14 protein-coding genes are annotated in these 16073 nt (G+C 59.3%); 3 read left to right on the top strand and 11 right to left on the bottom strand.

Translation table 11 applies throughout. The features are described 5' to 3' along the window. Window positions 1–35: 35 nt before the first annotated feature. Complete coding sequence (fghA, locus tag AACW87_RS01500; RefSeq protein ID WP_241326377.1) at window positions 36–872, bottom strand: S-formylglutathione hydrolase; 837 nt, start codon at window positions 870–872, stop codon at window positions 36–38. Between the two features lie 44 nt (window positions 873–916). Beyond that, window positions 917–2044 (bottom strand): S-(hydroxymethyl)glutathione dehydrogenase/class III alcohol dehydrogenase, encoded by a 1128-nt coding sequence (locus tag AACW87_RS01495; RefSeq protein ID WP_098981066.1) that lies wholly within the window; start codon window positions 2042–2044, stop codon window positions 917–919. Between the two features lie 120 nt (window positions 2045–2164). On the opposite strand from AACW87_RS01495, the gene AACW87_RS01490 reads away from it, so the two are divergent. Then, complete coding sequence (locus AACW87_RS01490) at window positions 2165–3070, top strand: LysR substrate-binding domain-containing protein (RefSeq protein WP_043554608.1); 906 nt, start codon at window positions 2165–2167, stop codon at window positions 3068–3070. 71 nt (window positions 3071–3141) lie between these two features. On the opposite strand, the gene AACW87_RS01485 is transcribed toward AACW87_RS01490, so the two are convergent. The 4 genes from AACW87_RS01485 to AACW87_RS01470 form a co-directional block, all read right to left on the bottom strand. Next, window positions 3142–4107: an ABC transporter permease gene (locus tag AACW87_RS01485; RefSeq protein WP_042866829.1), complete on the bottom strand. Its 966-nt coding sequence runs from the start codon at window positions 4105–4107 to the stop codon at window positions 3142–3144. A gap of 2 nt (window positions 4108–4109) precedes the next feature. Continuing rightward, on the bottom strand, window positions 4110–5228 hold the full coding sequence (locus AACW87_RS01480) for an ABC transporter permease (protein ID WP_042866832.1): 1119 nt from the start codon (window positions 5226–5228) through the stop codon (window positions 4110–4112). Between the two features lie 82 nt (window positions 5229–5310). Then, window positions 5311–6891, bottom strand: a complete 1581-nt coding sequence (locus AACW87_RS01475) for an ABC transporter ATP-binding protein (protein WP_241326376.1) — start codon at window positions 6889–6891, stop codon at window positions 5311–5313. An 83-nt stretch (window positions 6892–6974) separates the two neighbouring features. Beyond that, a complete protein-coding gene (locus tag AACW87_RS01470) occupies window positions 6975–7973 on the bottom strand; it encodes a BMP family lipoprotein (RefSeq protein WP_043139487.1) in 999 nt (332 codons plus the stop codon). 430 nt (window positions 7974–8403) lie between these two features. Between AACW87_RS01470 and uvrD the strand changes: the two genes are divergently transcribed. Further along, on the top strand, window positions 8404–10575 hold the full coding sequence (uvrD, locus tag AACW87_RS01465) for a DNA helicase II (RefSeq protein ID WP_241326375.1): 2172 nt from the start codon (window positions 8404–8406) through the stop codon (window positions 10573–10575). Between the two features lie 382 nt (window positions 10576–10957). Here uvrD and AACW87_RS01460 read toward each other — a convergent pair whose 3' ends face one another. The 3 genes from AACW87_RS01460 to AACW87_RS01450 form a co-directional block, all read right to left on the bottom strand. Then, complete coding sequence (locus AACW87_RS01460) at window positions 10958–12139, bottom strand: hypothetical protein (RefSeq protein WP_241326374.1); 1182 nt, start codon at window positions 12137–12139, stop codon at window positions 10958–10960. Between the two features lie 236 nt (window positions 12140–12375). After that, on the bottom strand, window positions 12376–12828 hold the full coding sequence (locus AACW87_RS01455) for a transposase (RefSeq protein ID WP_241326373.1): 453 nt from the start codon (window positions 12826–12828) through the stop codon (window positions 12376–12378). A 327-nt stretch (window positions 12829–13155) separates the two neighbouring features. Next, entirely contained in the window at window positions 13156–14106 is a 951-nt protein-coding gene (locus AACW87_RS01450) for a transposase (protein ID WP_241326372.1), read from the bottom strand. 297 nt (window positions 14107–14403) lie between these two features. Here AACW87_RS01450 and AACW87_RS01445 point away from each other — a divergent pair, with 297 nt between their 5' ends. Further along, window positions 14404–14904 carry a DUF1993 domain-containing protein gene (locus AACW87_RS01445; protein WP_098981061.1) on the top strand — a complete coding sequence of 167 codons (501 nt, stop codon included), beginning with the start codon at window positions 14404–14406 and terminating at the stop codon, window positions 14902–14904. A 95-nt stretch (window positions 14905–14999) separates the two neighbouring features. Here the strand turns inward: AACW87_RS01445 and AACW87_RS01440 are convergent, their stop codons facing one another. Next, on the bottom strand, window positions 15000–15449 hold the full coding sequence (locus AACW87_RS01440) for an SRPBCC family protein (protein ID WP_241326371.1): 450 nt from the start codon (window positions 15447–15449) through the stop codon (window positions 15000–15002). A 74-nt stretch (window positions 15450–15523) separates the two neighbouring features. Further along, entirely contained in the window at window positions 15524–16036 is a 513-nt protein-coding gene (locus AACW87_RS01435) for a cupin domain-containing protein (RefSeq protein WP_241326370.1), read from the bottom strand. Window positions 16037–16073: the final 37 nt, after the last annotated feature.

Here is a 16073-nt window from a genome sequence, read left to right as displayed (position 1 = left end):
AGAAAAGAGACAGGCCCGTGACGGGCCTGTTTCGATCAGAGGTGGCGGGCGTGGAAGCGCAGGTGTGCTTCGATGAAGCTCGCCACAAAGTAGTAGCTGTGGTCATAGCCGGCATGGCGGTTGAGCTCCAACGGCCAGGCCTTGCTGGCGGCCGCATCGGCCAGGGCATCTATGTGCAGCTGCTCAGCGAGGAAGGGGTCGTCCAGCCCTACATCCACCAGAGTCGGCAGCGGCGTCACCTCATGGTGGCGCAGCAGCTGGCAGGCATCCCACTCCTGCCACAGCAGCGGATTGTTGCCGAGGTAGGCGCCGAGCGCCTTCTGGCCCCAGGGGCAGCGACTCGGGTGACTGATGGGGCTGAAGGCCGACACAGAGCGGTAGCGACCGGGCTCGCGCAAGGCGGCGATCAGGGCCCCGTGGCCGCCCATGGAGTGGCCGCTGATGGCGCGGCGGGTCGAGACCGGGAAGTGGGTCTCGATGAGCTCGGGCAGCTCGCGGGTGACGTAGTCATACATCTGGTAGTGATCGCGCCAGGGATGCTGGGTGGCATTGACGTAGAAGCCGGCCCCCATGCCGAGATCGTAAGCGGGGTCGTCCGCCACGTCTTCGCCGCGCGGGCTGGTGTCCGGTGCCACCAGGGCTATGCCGAGCTCGGCGGCGATGCGCTGTGCCCCCGCCTTCTGCATGAAGTTTTCATCGGTGCAGGTGAGGCCGGAGAGCCAGTAGAGCACGGGCACCTTCTGGCCGGTGAGGGCCTGAGGCGGCAGATAGATGGCGAAGCGCATCTCGCAGCCGAGCAGGCTGGAGTTGTGGCTGTAGCGCTTGTGCCAGCCATCGAAGCTCTTGTTGCTGCTGATAATGTCCAGATTCATCGAGGAACTCCTGCACCCCGCCCGCGGCGGCGGGGTGATCATGCTCAGTAGTGGATGACGGTACGGATGCTCTTGCCTTCGTGCATCAGCTCGAACGCCTCGTTGATCTGCTCCAGCGGCATGGTGTGGGTGATGAAGTCATCGAGACGGAACTCACCCTGCATGTAGCGCTGCACGTAACTCGGCAGTTCGCTGCGACCGCGCACCCCGCCGAAGGCGCTGCCGCGCCAGACCCGGCCTGTGACCAGCTGGAACGGACGTGTGCTGATCTCTTGGCCGGCGCCGGCAACGCCTATGATGACAGACTCGCCCCAGCCCTTGTGGCAGCACTCCAGCGCAGCGCGCATCACCTTGACGTTGCCGATGCACTCGAAGGAGAAGTCGACGCCGCCGTCGGTCAACTCGACGATCACTTCCTGGATGGGCTTGTCATAGTCGTTCGGGTTGATGCAGTCGGTGGCGCCCAGCTTGCGGGCCAGTTCGAACTTGCTCTCGTTGATGTCGATGGCGATGATGCGGCCGGCCTTGGCCAGACGGGCACCGATCACGGCGGAGAGACCAATGCCACCCAGCCCGAAGATGGCGACACTCTCACCCTCTTTGACCTTGGCGGTGTTCATCACGGCGCCTATGCCGGTGGTGACGCCGCAACCCAACAGGCAGACCTCTTCCAGCGGGGCGGCCGGGTCCACCTTGGCGATGGAGATCTCGGGCAGTACCGTGTATTCGCTGAAGGTGGAGGTGCCCATGTAGTGATAGATGGGCTGGCCGTCCTTGGAGAAGCGGGTGGTGCCGTCCGGCATCAGCCCCTTGCCCTGGGTGGCGCGGATCTTCTGGCACAGGTTGGTCTTGCCGGACTTGCAGAACTTGCACTCGCCACATTCGGGGGTGTAGAGCGGGATCACGTGATCCCCCACCTTGACGCTGGTGACGCCGGCGCCGACGGACTCGACTATGCCGCCGCCCTCATGGCCCAGGATGCAGGGGAAGACCCCTTCCGGATCCTCACCGGACAGGGTGAAGGCATCTGTGTGGCAGACGCCGGTGGCGACTATGCGTACCCGCACTTCACCGGCCTGGGGTGGCATGACCTCTACCTCTTCGATGGAGAGGGGCTGGCCCGGTCCCCAGGCGATGGCGGCTTTACACTTGATGCTTTGAACCTGTGCCATGAATGACATCCTTCTTGTTGCGGTAGGTGAACAGAGATGAACTCAGGTATGCAGTGTAGTTTCCCTTCGATTTGGTGATAATAAGGCTAAATATCAAATCACTTTTACACACAGGTAATAATGCTCGGCTGGGAAGGGATCTGTGAATTTGTCAGCGTGGCGGAGCAGGGGGGCTTTACCCCGGCGGCGCGCAAGCTGGGAGTGTCGGTGGCTCAGGTCAGCCGGCAGGTGGCGCAGCTGGAAGACAGGCTGCAGGCCAAGCTGCTGCTGCGCACCACCCGCCAGGTGCGGCTCACCGAGCTTGGCGAAATCTACTATCGCCACTGCCGCCAGCTGCTGGACAACCTCTACGAGGCGGAGCTGGCGGTGGGACGCCATCAGGCGGTGCCGCAAGGGTCTTTGCGGATCACGGCGCCCGTCTCCTATGGCGAGAGCCGCATAGCCCCCCTGGTGAACGACTTCATGGTGCGTTTCCCCCAGCTGGAGGTGACCCTCAACCTCACCAACCAGCTGCTGGATCTGGTGCACGAAGGCTACGATCTGGCGATCCGGCTCGGCCACCTCAAGGATTCGACGCTGGTGGCGCGCAAGCTGGCGCAGCGGGTGCCCTATGTGTGCGCCTCGCCGGCCTACACGGCCCGTCACGGCATCCCCAACAGCCTCTCCGAGCTGACCCGCCACCGCTGTCTGGTAGGCAACAGTGACGACTGGTACTTCACCCTGGATGCTCGCCCCCACAGCGTGCGGGTGCACGGTCTGCTGCAGTGCAACAGCGGCCATGCCCTGCTGGATGCGGCGCTCAAGGGGATCGGCATCATCCAGCTGCCGGACTACTACGTGAGCGACCATCTGGCCCGGGGCGAGCTTGTCGAGCTGCTGCCCGAGCTGCGGGCTCCGGAGGAGGGGATCTGGGCCCTCTATCCCCACAACCGCCATCTCTCCCCCAAGGTCCGGCTGCTGGTGGACTACCTGGCCGAGCGGCTCAGCGATCCCCATCAGCCCGCGCTGGTGCGACCGGTGGGCTGAGCGAGCGGCATGAAAATGGACATAAAAAAGCCCGCTTGCGCGGGCCTGTTTGCATGGCATGAAGGAGAGGGCTATTCCCGTTCCTTGACGTAGGGGGTGCCGAGCGCCTTGGGGGCCACCGCCTTGCCGATGAAACCGGCAAGCAGGAACACCGTCAGTATGTAGGGCAGCGCCTCTATGGCCTGCACCGGAATGGCGAAGCCACCTATGCTGACCCCTTGCAGCCGGATGGCGACCGCATCGAGGAAGCCGAACAGCAGGCAGGCCGCCATGGCATTCCAGGGGCGCCACTTGCCGAACACCAGCGCCGCCAGCGCCATGAAGCCCTTGCCCGCGCTCATGTTGGGGATGAACTGGGCCGTCTGGGCTACCGCCAGATAGGTGCCACCTATACCGGCCAGCAGGCCGCCTATGATGAGCGCGGTATAACGCATCCGCACCACGGAGATGCCGGCGGTGTCGACCGCCGCCGGCGCCTCGCCCACGGCGCGCAGACGCAGGCCGAAGCGGGTGCGGAACAACACCCACCAAGCCAGCGGCACGGCGGCAAACGCCACGTACTCCAGCAGGGAGTGGCCGCTCAGCAGCTCACTGTAGAGCTGGCCTATGACGGGCACGTCATACAGCTCCTTGGCGTAGGGCAGATCTATGGGGGCGAAGCGAGCCGCACCGGACAGCGCCGGGGTCTGGCCACCCTGATCGAACCAGTAACGGCCCAGGGTGACGGTCAGACCGGCCGCCAGTATGTTGATGGCCATGCCGCTCACCACCTGATCGCCCCTGTGGGTGATGGTGGCAAAGCCGTGCATCAGGGCAAACAGTATGGAGACGCCCACACCCGCACCCAGACCAATCCAGGCAGAGCCGGAGACGGCCGCCGCCGCGCCGCTGGCGAACGCCGCCGCCAGCAACTTGCCTTCCAGCGCTATGTTGACCACACCGGAGCGTTCACAAAACATGCCCGCCATGGCGGCCAGGATCAGCGGCGGTGCTGTCCGTATGGTGGCATCCAGCATCAGGATCAGAGTTTCGAACATGATCAGACTCCCTTGGCTTGCGCGGATGAGCGGTTGGCAAACGCCAGATAGAGCTGCTCGATGCGCGGACGCATCATGTGCTCAAGGGCGCCACAGAACAGGATCACCAGACCCTGCAGCACCACCACTATGTTGCGGTCCACCCCGAATTCGAAGCTGAGCTCGGCGCCCCCCTGATAGAGGAAGCCGAACAGCAGGCTGGCGATGATGACGCCGACCGGGTGGTTGCGTCCCATCAGGGCCACCGCGATACCGGTGAAGCCGAAGCCTTCCACGAAGTTGAGCTTGATCTGGTGCAGTTCACCCTGCAGCACGTTGAGGGCGAAGAAGCCCGACAGCATGCCGGAGATGACCATCGCCAGGATCACCACCTTGGGATAGGAGATGCCCGCATAGGCGGAGGCGCTCTGGCTGGCGCCGACCGAGCGGATCTCGTAGCCCCAGCGGGTATGCCAGATGAAGACCCAGACCAGGGCCGCACAGATCAGCGCCCAGAAGAAGCTGATGTTGAGCGGGCTGTTGGGCATCTCCATGCCGAAACCGCTCGCCAGCTCGCTGACCTTGGGCAACCAGCTCGCCTCGGCAAACACCTTGCTCTCGGTCGCCATGGAGCCCGCCGGCTTGAACACCTCGACCAGCAGGTAGGCCATCAGAGAGGCGGCGATGAAGTTGAACATTATGGTGGTGATGACGATGTGGCTGCCGCGTTTGGCTTGCAGCCAGGCCGGGATGAAGGCCCAGGCCGCACCGAACAGGCCGCCGGCTATGATGGCCAGCGGTAGCAGCAGGGCGAACGGCAGGGAGTCGCCGAGCAGCAGACAGACCAGGCCGACGCCGAGGCCGCCGATATAGGCCTGGCCTTCACCGCCTATGTTGAACAGGCCGGCATGGAAGGCCACCGCCACCGACAGGCCGGTGAAGATGAAACCGGTCGCGTAGTAGAGGGTGAAACCGACCCCTTCGCCGGTGCCGAAGGCGCCGTACCACATGATCTTGGCGGCATCGACCGGGTTGATGTCGAGGTAGTAGAACAGGATGGCCGACACCAGGAAGGCCAGCAATATGTTGACCGCGGGCAGCACGCCCACGGAGATCCAGGCAGGGATACGTGCTTGGCTCATGAGCGAGCCTCCTTGGCAATCTCGTCGGGGACTGGTGTGTTGACCATCATCAGGCCGAATCCGTTACAAGTGGCTGTGACCTTCATGATGTGGCTCCTTGCGATTGGCTTGCCGCCACCTCGTCGGGAACTATGTTCGCCATCATCAGCCCTATGGTGCGCTCATCCGCCTTGGCGCCGTCCAGCTCACCGACGATGCGACCGTCGGCGATGACCAGGATCCGGTCAGACAGGCTCATGATCTCGTCAAGCTCCACCGACACCAGCAACACGGCCTTGCCCTTGTCGCGCATGGCGATGATCTGCTGGTGGATGTACTCGATGGCGCCGATATCAACCCCGCGGGTCGGCTGGCCGATCAGCAGCACATCCGGGTTCTGTTCCACTTCGCGGGCGATCACCAGCTTCTGCTGGTTGCCACCGGAGAAGTTGGCGGTCTTGTGGTCGGGATGGGGCGGGCGCACGTCCCACTTGTCCATCTTGGCCTGGCAATCCTGCAGGATCGCCTCCTTGTTCTGCAGCCAGCCCTTGTTGTACTGGGGGCGGCGGTGATAACCCAGGATGAAGGCCTCTTGCGCCTCGAAGCGGTTGATCAGCCCCATCTTGTGCCTGTCTTCCGGCACATGACCGAGGCCATAGTTGCGCACCCGCTCGGGATCGGCCGGATGCGCCACGCTCACCTCGTGCGCCTGACCATTGCCTGTGATGGTGAAGCTGCCCTTGCTGGGCTTGATGATGCCGCCGAGCAGGCTGAGCAGCTCGGACTGGCCGTTGCCGGAGACGCCGGCGATGCCGACCACTTCACCGGCTCGCACCTCGAAGCTGACGGATTTGACCCGCTCCACCTTGGCATCGTCGAAGTAACTGAGCCCGTTGACCCTGAGCTTGGCCTCGCCCGGCTGGGTCGGGCCCTTGTCGACCTTGAGGCGCACCTTGCGGCCCACCATGAGTTCGGCCAGATGCTCCTTGTCGGTATCCTTGGTGGCGACGTGGGCCACCATCTCGCCACGGCGCATGATGGAGACCTGATCCGTGATGGCCAGGATCTCCCGCAGCTTGTGGGTGATGAGGATGATGGTCGCGCCCTGATCCCGCAGCTTTTTCAGCACCTCGAACAGGTGATCCGCCTCTTGCGGGGTCAGCACCCCGGTCGGCTCGTCGAGGATCAGGATGCGGGCACCGCGATAGAGCGCCTTGAGGATCTCGACCCGCTGTTGCAGGCCCACCGGCAGATCCTCGACCTTCTCGTGCAGCGGCACGTCGAGACCATAGTCCCGCGCCAGCTCGCCGAGCAGCTTCTCGGCCGCAGCCAGGCTCTGGCCCAGGTGCCAGCCGTTTTCCGCGCCGAGGATGACGTTCTCCAGCACGGTGAAATTGTTAACCAGCATGAAGTGCTGGTGCACCATGCCCACGCCTGCGGCGATCGCATCTTGTGAGCCATGGGGTTTGAAAGGGTTGCCGTCGATGAACATCTCGCCTCTGTCGGCGTGGTAGAAACCGTAGATGATGCTCATCAGAGTCGACTTGCCGGCGCCATTTTCGCCGACGATACCGTGAATACTGCCTTTTTGAACCTTAAGGTCGATCTGCTTGTTGGCGTACACTTCGCCGAACCGCTTATCGATACCCCTTAATTCGATGGCATAGCGATCTGTCTGGTCCATGATGCAGTCCTTGCGGGTCATGAAGAGAGACTAAAAACCGGCCCGTACGGGCCGGTCGTTGGGTTGAGAGTAGTAGCGGTTACTCAGTATTTGCAGCTGTTGTCGCTCATATAGTCATGAACTTTGACCTTGCCGGAGATGATGTCGGCCTTGATGACGTCAACCTTGGCTTTCATGTCTGCGCTGATCAGCTTCTCGTTGTCTTTGTCGAGTGCCCAATCCACACCGCCCTCGGCCAGGCCCAGGTTCTTGATACCCGGTTTCCAGGTGCCCTTGGCGGCGTCATCCCAGGTCTGATAAGCGGCCAGACCCACGGATTTGACCATGGAGGTCAGCATGGTGCCAGGTTGCAGGTGGTTCTGGTTGGAATCCACGCCGATGGCGAACTTGCCTTCGTCCTTGGCTGCCTGGTAAACACCGATACCGGTACCGCCGGCCGCGGCATAAACCACGTCGACGCCCTTGGCGAACTGGGACTTGGCCAGCTCTGCACCCTTGGCCGGGTCAGCAAACGCCGCCGGGGTGGAGCCTGTCATGTTCTGGAACACTTCGATCTTCGGATTGACGTACTTGGCACCCTGCTCGTAGCCGCACTCGAACTTGCGGATCAGCGGGATATCCATGCCGCCCACGAAGCCGACCTTGCCGGTCTTGGAGGCGATGGCTGCCAGCGCACCTACCAGGAAGGAGCCTTCATGCTCCTTGAAGATGAGGGACTGCACGTTCGGCTTGTCGACCACCATGTCGATGATGGTGAACTGGGTTTTCGGGAATTCGGTCGCGACTTTCTCGACGGCCGAGCCCATGTTGAAGCCGACGGCGACGATCGGGCCGTTGCCACGGCTGGCCAGACGACGCAGGCCCTGCTCACGCTGGGCTTCGTTCTGGGGTTCGAACTCCTTGACCTTGACGCCTTTGTCCTTGTTGTAGACTTCGACGCCGTTACGGAACACGGCTTCGTTGAATGACTTGTCGAATTTGCCGGCGGTGTCATAGATGACGGCGGGCTGGGAAGCTGCCTGAGCAGAAAGGGCAGCGAGAGTGAGGGTGGCAACGGTGGCCAGCTTGAGCACTTTAGTCACGATCGTATCCTTGATTGTTATGTGAGGGTCCACAACCTGCCGGAGCAGGCCATAAAGCACGCTGGCTAACTGTAAGTGAGCCACGGTGCGGGTCAAGGAGATCATAAAGGAAAAACGTTTGCGGTAACGGTTTGAAATATAAGCAAATCAATTTATAAGTGGTTGTTTTGATGCCTGTTTTCAGATTTAAATTCTGCAAAAACCGGGTTTCAAATGACATTTTTGTTTATATTCATATGGTTATAAGCAAGCGTTTTCGCCCGGCTGGCTAAAAAGTGGTTTCTATTGGTGCCTGTTTATGTTCTACGCCCGTTTTGGCCTCTCCCGACCCAGGCCCGACATACCCGATGGCGCCGGTCGTTCACGCCGATTTGGTCTGTGGCGCCACAGGTCGTATAATCCCCGCCTGTATAAATAAACAGGAGTGGTGATGGACGTTTCAACCCTGCTCGACGGGCTCAACGACAAGCAAAGAGATGCCGTTGCGGCGCCCCGCAGCAACCTGCTGGTGCTGGCCGGCGCCGGCTCGGGCAAGACCCGGGTACTGGTGCACCGTATTGCCTGGCTGATGCAGGTGGAGCGTTGCTCACCCTTCTCCATCATAGCCGTGACTTTCACCAACAAGGCTGCCGCCGAGATGCGCGGCCGGGTCGAGAAGGTGTTGGGCAGCATGCAACGCGGCATGTGGATAGGCACCTTCCACGGTATCGCCCACCGTCTGCTGCGGGCCCACCATCTGGATGCCGGTCTGCCGCAGGATTTCCAGATCCTCGATTCAGACGACCAGTACCGTCTCATCCGCCGCGTCATCAAGGCGCTCAACCTGGACGAGAAGCACTGGGCCCCGCGCGCCGTGATGGGCTACATCAACGGCAAGAAGGACGAGGGCTTGCGCCCCGGCGACATCGACCTCTACGGCGACCCCGTCACCCGCACCTATCAGCAGATCTACCAGACCTATCAGGAGACCTGCGATCGCTCCGGGCTGGTGGACTTTGCAGAGCTCTTGCTGCGCGCCCACGAGCTGTGGCTCAACAAGCCGCACATCCTCGAGCACTACCGCGACCGCTTCCAGAACATACTGGTGGACGAGTTCCAGGATACCAATGGCATCCAGTACGCCTGGCTGCGGATGCTGGCAGGGGATTCCGGCAAGGTGATGATAGTCGGCGACGATGACCAGTCCATCTACGGCTGGCGCGGCGCCAAGATAGAGAACATCCAGCGCTTCCTGACCGACTATCAGGGGGCCGAGACCATCCGCCTCGAGCAGAACTACCGCTCCACCGCCAACATCCTGAAAGCGGCCAACTGCGTCATCGCCAACAACGCCGAGCGCCTTGGCAAGGAGCTGTGGACCGAGGGGGCCGAGGGTGAGCCGATTTCGCTGTACGCCGCTTTCAACGAGGTGGACGAGGCCCGCTTCGTGGTCGGCCGCCTCAAGGACTGGAAAGAGAAGGGCGGTTTGCTCGCCGACTGCGCCATCCTCTATCGCTCCAACGCCCAGTCGCGGGTGCTGGAAGAGGCGCTGATGCAGGACGCCATGCCTTATCGCATCTACGGCGGCCTGCGCTTCTTCGAGCGCCAGGAGATCAAAGACGCCATGGCCTACCTGCGGCTCATCAACAACCGTGGCGACGACGCCAGCTTCGAGCGGGTGGTCAACACCCCGACCCGTGGCATTGGCGATCGCACCCTGGAGATCCTGCGCAATAACGCCCGCGATCAGGGTCAGAACCTGTGGCAATCGGCCAAGGCACTGCTCAATGACAAGGTGCTGACCGGTCGCGCCGGCAACGCGGTGCGCGGCTTTGTGGATCTCATCGACGCGCTGGAAGAGCAGGTCTCCCTGCTGCCATTGCACCAGCAGGCGGATATCGCCATCCAGAATTCCGGCCTCAAGGCGATGTATCTGGCGGAAAAAGGCGAGAAATCCCAGGCGCGGGTGGAGAACCTGGACGAACTGGTCACCGCCTGCCGCCAGTATCAGCGTCCGGACGAGCTGGAAGACATGAGCGATCTCTCCGCCTTCCTCGCCCACGCGGCGCTGGAATCCGGCGAGAATCAGGCGGACGAATATGCCGACGCGGTGCAACTGATGACCTTGCACAGCGCCAAGGGGCTGGAGTTCCCGCTGGTGCTGCTGGTCGGCGTCGAGGAAGGTATGTTCCCGAGCCAGCAATCCACCGAGGAGTCGGGCCGCCTCGAGGAGGAGCGGCGCCTCTGTTACGTCGGCATGACCCGCGCCATGGAGAAGCTCTACATCTGTTATGCCGAGAGCCGCCGCATCTACGGCCGCGAGATGTTCCACAAGCCGAGCCGTTTTATCCGCGAGATGCCCGCCGAGTGTCTGGAAGAGATCCGGCTGCGCACCCAGGTCAGCCGCCCCACCCAGTACGGCCGTTTCAGCCAGAACGAGGTGCAGCAAAGCTTTGACGCCAGCGGCATCAAGCTCGGCCAGCGGGTGCTCCATCCAAAATTCGGCGAAGGCATCGTGCTCAACTTCGAAGGGGTCGGCCAGCAGAGTCGGGTGCAGATCCAGTTCGACGACGTCGGCGCCAAGTGGCTGGTGACGGCGTATGCCCGCCTTGAGGCGCTGTAAGGCGCAGCGCACCCGCCATCAATAGAAAAAGGAGCCGTTGGCTCCTTTTGGGTCAGGACGGTAGGTTCGATTAGCGAAGCCTAATCGGACATTCGCGTCATGGGTATATGGTGTGCCTGGCTGTTGGTTGCACGGCTGGCGCCGTGCAGGACGCGAGGGCTGGGCCCTCGGCGGATTGGAGGAGGAAATATGGTGGTGCCCACCTTTGAGCTGAGAGCATCTTGTTCGCCAGCTTTCAGATCGAGGTGTGAGCGACCTTAAATACCTGCGGCACCAAGCTCAGTCAGCAGAGCCGGGGCAGATTTAGTCGACGACGCTAGATGGCAACCTCGATCGATACAGGCTGCCATAGTGTTATGGGGTTGTGTAATGGTGGCAGCAGTTATTCTCCCAGTTCGCTCACTTTAGGGTGGGAGTCCCCTTGACTAACCTCTCCACTATGCCTTTTTCTTTCAACCCGTTTTAGGTTTTTACTTCTAGGTCTGCCGTGACTGTAACGAATTTCCGTAAATTCGCCTTTTCGCTTCAAATAGCTAATGAATGTATCTAATACAAGTAATCTTTCTGGAGATGGAGTTAATACTGTACCATCTTGTGTAAGAAATTCTCGATCAATCAGGGTGTTTATTAACTCTTGAATTGTCTTCCTCTGTATACGGCCATGAACAAACACTTTACTTAATTCCACGTCTGAATAAACACTTGGGCTTTTCATTATGCTATAAATGGTGCTTAGTTCGTTTTGATTTTCTTTGATATATAAATTAAATATGTAATCATCACCTTCTTTTATTTGTACACTATCGTAATCCTTAAATGTGTTTACAATTTTCTTTCGTTTCTGTTTATTTTTAAACTCTCCGGCGCTAAATATCATGAACAATGTTGACATGATAAGAATAAGGAATAAAAAGCCATACACTAACGTTCTTAACGCAGAATGCATTAAGCCGCCTCCAAATGTAGTATTTAGAAATGAACGTTCGTCGGCTGGGTGTTCGTTAATGGTTACGTTTATGCTGTTAACACCTGCAATTTTCCCAATACTTTGAATCTCAGGATGTTCTTCTATAGAATGCAATATAAGAACTTTTACCTCAAAATACTCATTACTTTCTAAAATAACATTAGAGAACTCTATTGTGTTATTGTGCTGCTTTATAACAAGCTTTTCTTTTAGGTATTTGTTACTTGCATTAATTAGTGATGGTTTGTCGGCAATATCTCCATTTAAAACATTAAAACCGATCGGGTCATTAGGATCGTAAAAATTAGAGAGTATAGAGCTGTCACCTATATTTATCACCTTGAATGTAATAATTCTAAGGTCTTTCTTCTCCTGGTTGAGACTGCTCCCTCTATATAGTACATCAAGGTTACCAATTTTTTCTTTTATATCAAGAACGCTTGAGTTAGCCGTAATTATATAGTTTAGATTAGGTTTGTTATCTTTTATGAACTCTAAATAGACTGTGATAGAGCCAGATATAATTGCTAACATTACCCCTATAAAAGACCATGCAAATTTTTGGTCTATCGTCTTAAAGTCCCTGAAAATTGACATAAAAACCCCTGTTATCTGAAAATATGAAAAGAGATATCTGAAGCCATTTTTGTTAGTAAATGATATCTTGAAATGTTACCAGCCCGAATGAAGCCAGTCACCTGCTGGAACGCGCCACAGGTAACATTGCAAGCTGATGCCTAGGGCCGTAGGTTCGATTAGCGAAGCGTAATCGGACGTTCGCGAAATCGAACTCCTACTCTGATGTTCGAGGATTCGGACAATCGTCTCTTCGATCATTCACTAAGAAACAGCATTGAAAGGTCTACTCCAATCCCCCCATTCACCGACCCGCACCAATCCTGCGGATAGATGCCGCTCGTCACATAACGATGGAAGGTGGAATACGGCCAATCGGCCACCCGCGTGACATGACCATGTTTGAGCGGGTTGATATGGACGTAATCCATATGGCGGCGGTAATCCTGCTCATCCCGGATCAGGTGTTCCCAATAATGGCGCTGCCAGATGCCCCGCTCCCCTTCCGGCAAAGAGAGAATGCAGTGGAGATGGTCGGGTAGTACCACCCAGGCATGAATGGCGAAGGGGTGAGCCTGTTGCACCTTGGCAACGCTATGGCGCAGCAGGTCGATCTGCTCCACCAGCAACCGGTTGTTGCGCCGCTCCAGCAGGTTGACGGTAAAGAACCAGGTTCCGCCGGGCCACCATGCCCGCCGCCAATTGGCCATGCCTTCCCCTCGCTTCCTTTGATAAAGCCAAGCATAGCCTTGCCGCTATATAGCCAATCACGGATGAAAATCTGGGACACCCACCTTTCTGAGTAAGCCGTAGCCAGGCTGGTGATGGGGTGATGGATGGTTGGCTCGATGGAAAAATCTGGGACACCCACCTTTTTGAGTAAGCCGTAGCCAAGCTGGTGATGGGATGATTGGCTCGGTGGCCGGAGCGGGAGCGACAAGGTAACGGTTCTGGCCTTTAAAGCCTCTTGTTCAGGCATGCGTCATGCCCGGCATCGGATGACATGCCGGGGTGTGATATGAAGCGGGACTCGCGATTCAAAGAGGCGGCTGGTGACATCGCCGTTGGCCGCAGTGCTGCGCGAACAGCTGGCAATGTTCCCTGTCACCCACGGCTCTGATGCCTTGCCGCCGGAACATCGTCACTTGTCGCAACCATTGCGCAGTATCAAGGCCAAGTCGTTGCAGGATGGGGGCAAAGTTAGCCGAAATATGGCCCCGTTTGTCGGTTCTGATGGCTCGTCCTGTCCAGTCGACCAACGCCAGATAGTCGGTAAAGAGGTAGGGCAGGCCATCTGAGACATTTCTGCTGGAGAACGGCAGCAACAGAGGTGGCAATGGCACTGTGGGTTGTTGGTCAGCGAGCCGCTGTTTGATGCTGGTGTAATCGCTCTCTTCCGGTCTGTCGGCAATCGCTGCCCGTATCGGATTGAGGTCAACGTAGGCCATGCAGGCCAGCAGGGCTGACTCGGTGAGCAATGCCTGACTTTTGAAGCGCCCTTCCCAGAAATGGCCCTTGCAACCATCTTCCCGATTGGCCTGGCGGGCCAGGTTTTCATTGAGCAGCCGAACAAACCAGCTGATGGAATGCAGCCGCTCACGCCATTGGGCTATCAGCTGTTGTACGACCATGAGTTCCGGTTCAATCAGGGATTCCCCCTGATACCAGCGCCGCACCAGCAGGGGCCACTGAAACAGAGCTGCCCAACGCTCGGCTATCTCCCGCTCGTTCCAGTTGGTGGCCTTATCAGGCTCAACCTTGAGCACCAGGTGGTAGTGATTGTTCATCACCGCATAGGCGCAGACGCCGATGGCAAACAGTCGCGACAGCTGGCTCAGCTTGTCGACCACCCACTGGCGTCTGTGTTCGTAACTCTGGCCGGAATGGGCATCTTCACCACACAAGAAGGCCCGCCGAACGCAGCGACTGACCACATGGTAGTAAGGCGTATCTTGCAGACTGATTTGACGGGAACGGGCAATGGTCATGGCAACCTCCTGCGATATCCCTTTCAGTCAAGAACAGAGGTAAAGCGCTGTCAAAAAGGTGGGTGTCCCAAGATGGTGTAGGACACCCATCTTTCTGAGTAAGCCGTAGCCAAGTTGGTGATCAGTGAAAGATGGGTGTCCCAATATGCCTTTGTAAAAGATGGGTGCCCCAATATGCAGTTTCCTGTCGATGGCCATACCTTGTCGCGGCGGTTATGGGGTGGGGGTGATACTGCGGGGGGATGCGCTATAGTGGGGCGGCTCGTTTAACTGCCTTCAACCAACCGAGAATGCACCATGAACCGTGATATTGCTGCCCAGTTTATCAAGATGCTGACCAACCTCGACCTGTGCCTGGCCAAGGCTGCCGCCCATGCCGAGGCGAAGCAGTTCAATGTGGAGAACTTCTTTGGCGATCGGCTGATCGTCGACATGCTGCCGCTCAGCAAACAGGTGCTGATCTGCTGCGATTCGGCCCGCGCCTGTGTCGCCACCGCCAGCCATGGCGAGCAGCCCGTGATGGGGGATGAGCCCAGGACAATGGCGGATCTGCGTGCCCATATCACCAAGACCATCGCCTTTTTGCAGAGCAAGCTGGATGCCGATTTCAGCCAGTTCGAGAGCGGTCGCTATGTCCCCCACTGGGCGGGTGGCAAGGGGATGGATGGCCATACCTGCGTCCATGAGTACGCCATCCCCAACTTCTATTTCCACCTCACCATGACCTACGCCCTGCTGCGCCGGGCCGGGGTCGATCTCGGCAAGCGGGACTATCTGGGCGGGTTGAACCTGCAATAAGTCTCAGGGTTGCCGGAATGAAGAGAGCCTGCTAGGTGGCAGGCTCTCTTTTTTGGGCTGGCCGACGCGCGCAACCCGCTCGGGCCTGTACCCGGCTACTCCCCCGGGATCTCGGGTTCGACCAGGGCGGCCAGCTGGGTCAGGGACTCCTGCCAGCCGAGATAGCACATCTCCACCGGTATGATATCGGGGATCCCGGCCTGCTCTATGGCAAGCTCGGTGCCGCAGAGCACACCGGTCAGGCTGATGGTCACCCGCATCTCTCCCGGCAGGTTGGGGTCGTCGAAGCTGTCTGTGTAGCGAATGTGCTTGCCGGGTTCGAGCTCGAGGTACTCGCCGCCGAAGGCGTGGCTGTGGCCCGTGCCGAAGTTGGTGAACGCCATCCGGAAGTGGCCGCCGACCCTGGCCTCCAGCTGCGCCACCCGGCAGGTGAAGCCGTGGGGCGGCAGCCACTTGGCCAGCGCATCCGCCTCGATGAAGGCCCGATAGACCCGCATCGGCGGCGCCTTGAGCACCCTGTGCAGTCGTACTGTTCCCGTCGTCATGGTCAACTCCTCCTGATTGAGATCCGCATCAAGGATAGTCGCCAGCGCTGGGTCATTCCGGTATGAGCGCCGGATCAGAAGGGGCCGTTACTCTCGCGCAGCCGGTCGGGCAGGCCGTCGTGATCGCCCATGTCGCGGGCGGGCACCTCGTCCCAGTGGCGCTTGCCGATCTGGCGGTTGTACTCGGGGTGCCGGGCGTAGTGGATGCGGTTGTCGGCGCGATCCCTGTCCCCCACGCAGAGTAGCCGCACCGGCTCATCCGTGTTGTTGATAAAGGTGTGGGCCAGCCCGTCACCGGCCTTGAAACCCACCGAATCGCCCGGTTGCAGCCGATGGAGCACCCCATCGAGCCAGACATCCGGCGTCCCTTCCAGCACGTGGACGAACTCGTCCTCAGTCTCTTCGGCATGGGGCCAGCTGGTGCGATGGCCGGGCTCGACCAGCTCGTGGTGGATGCCGATGCGGCTGAAGCCAAAGTGCCTGCCGAGAGCGCTGCCGCGCGACATGCGCTCCTCACTGCCTGGGTAGGATCCCGGCTCCGGCTCTTGCAGCTCGCGCCAGTGTTTGATGCTGGGGTGACGGTTCATGACGACTCCTTGTCACTGAAAGGGGAAATAACCGGCC

It is taken from the genome of Aeromonas sp. MR7 (assembly GCF_963899385.1).
In the GTDB taxonomy this organism is placed as follows: Bacteria; Pseudomonadota; Gammaproteobacteria; order Enterobacterales; family Aeromonadaceae; genus Aeromonas; species Aeromonas bestiarum.
This window is presented reverse-complemented; position numbering and strand designations above follow the sequence as displayed.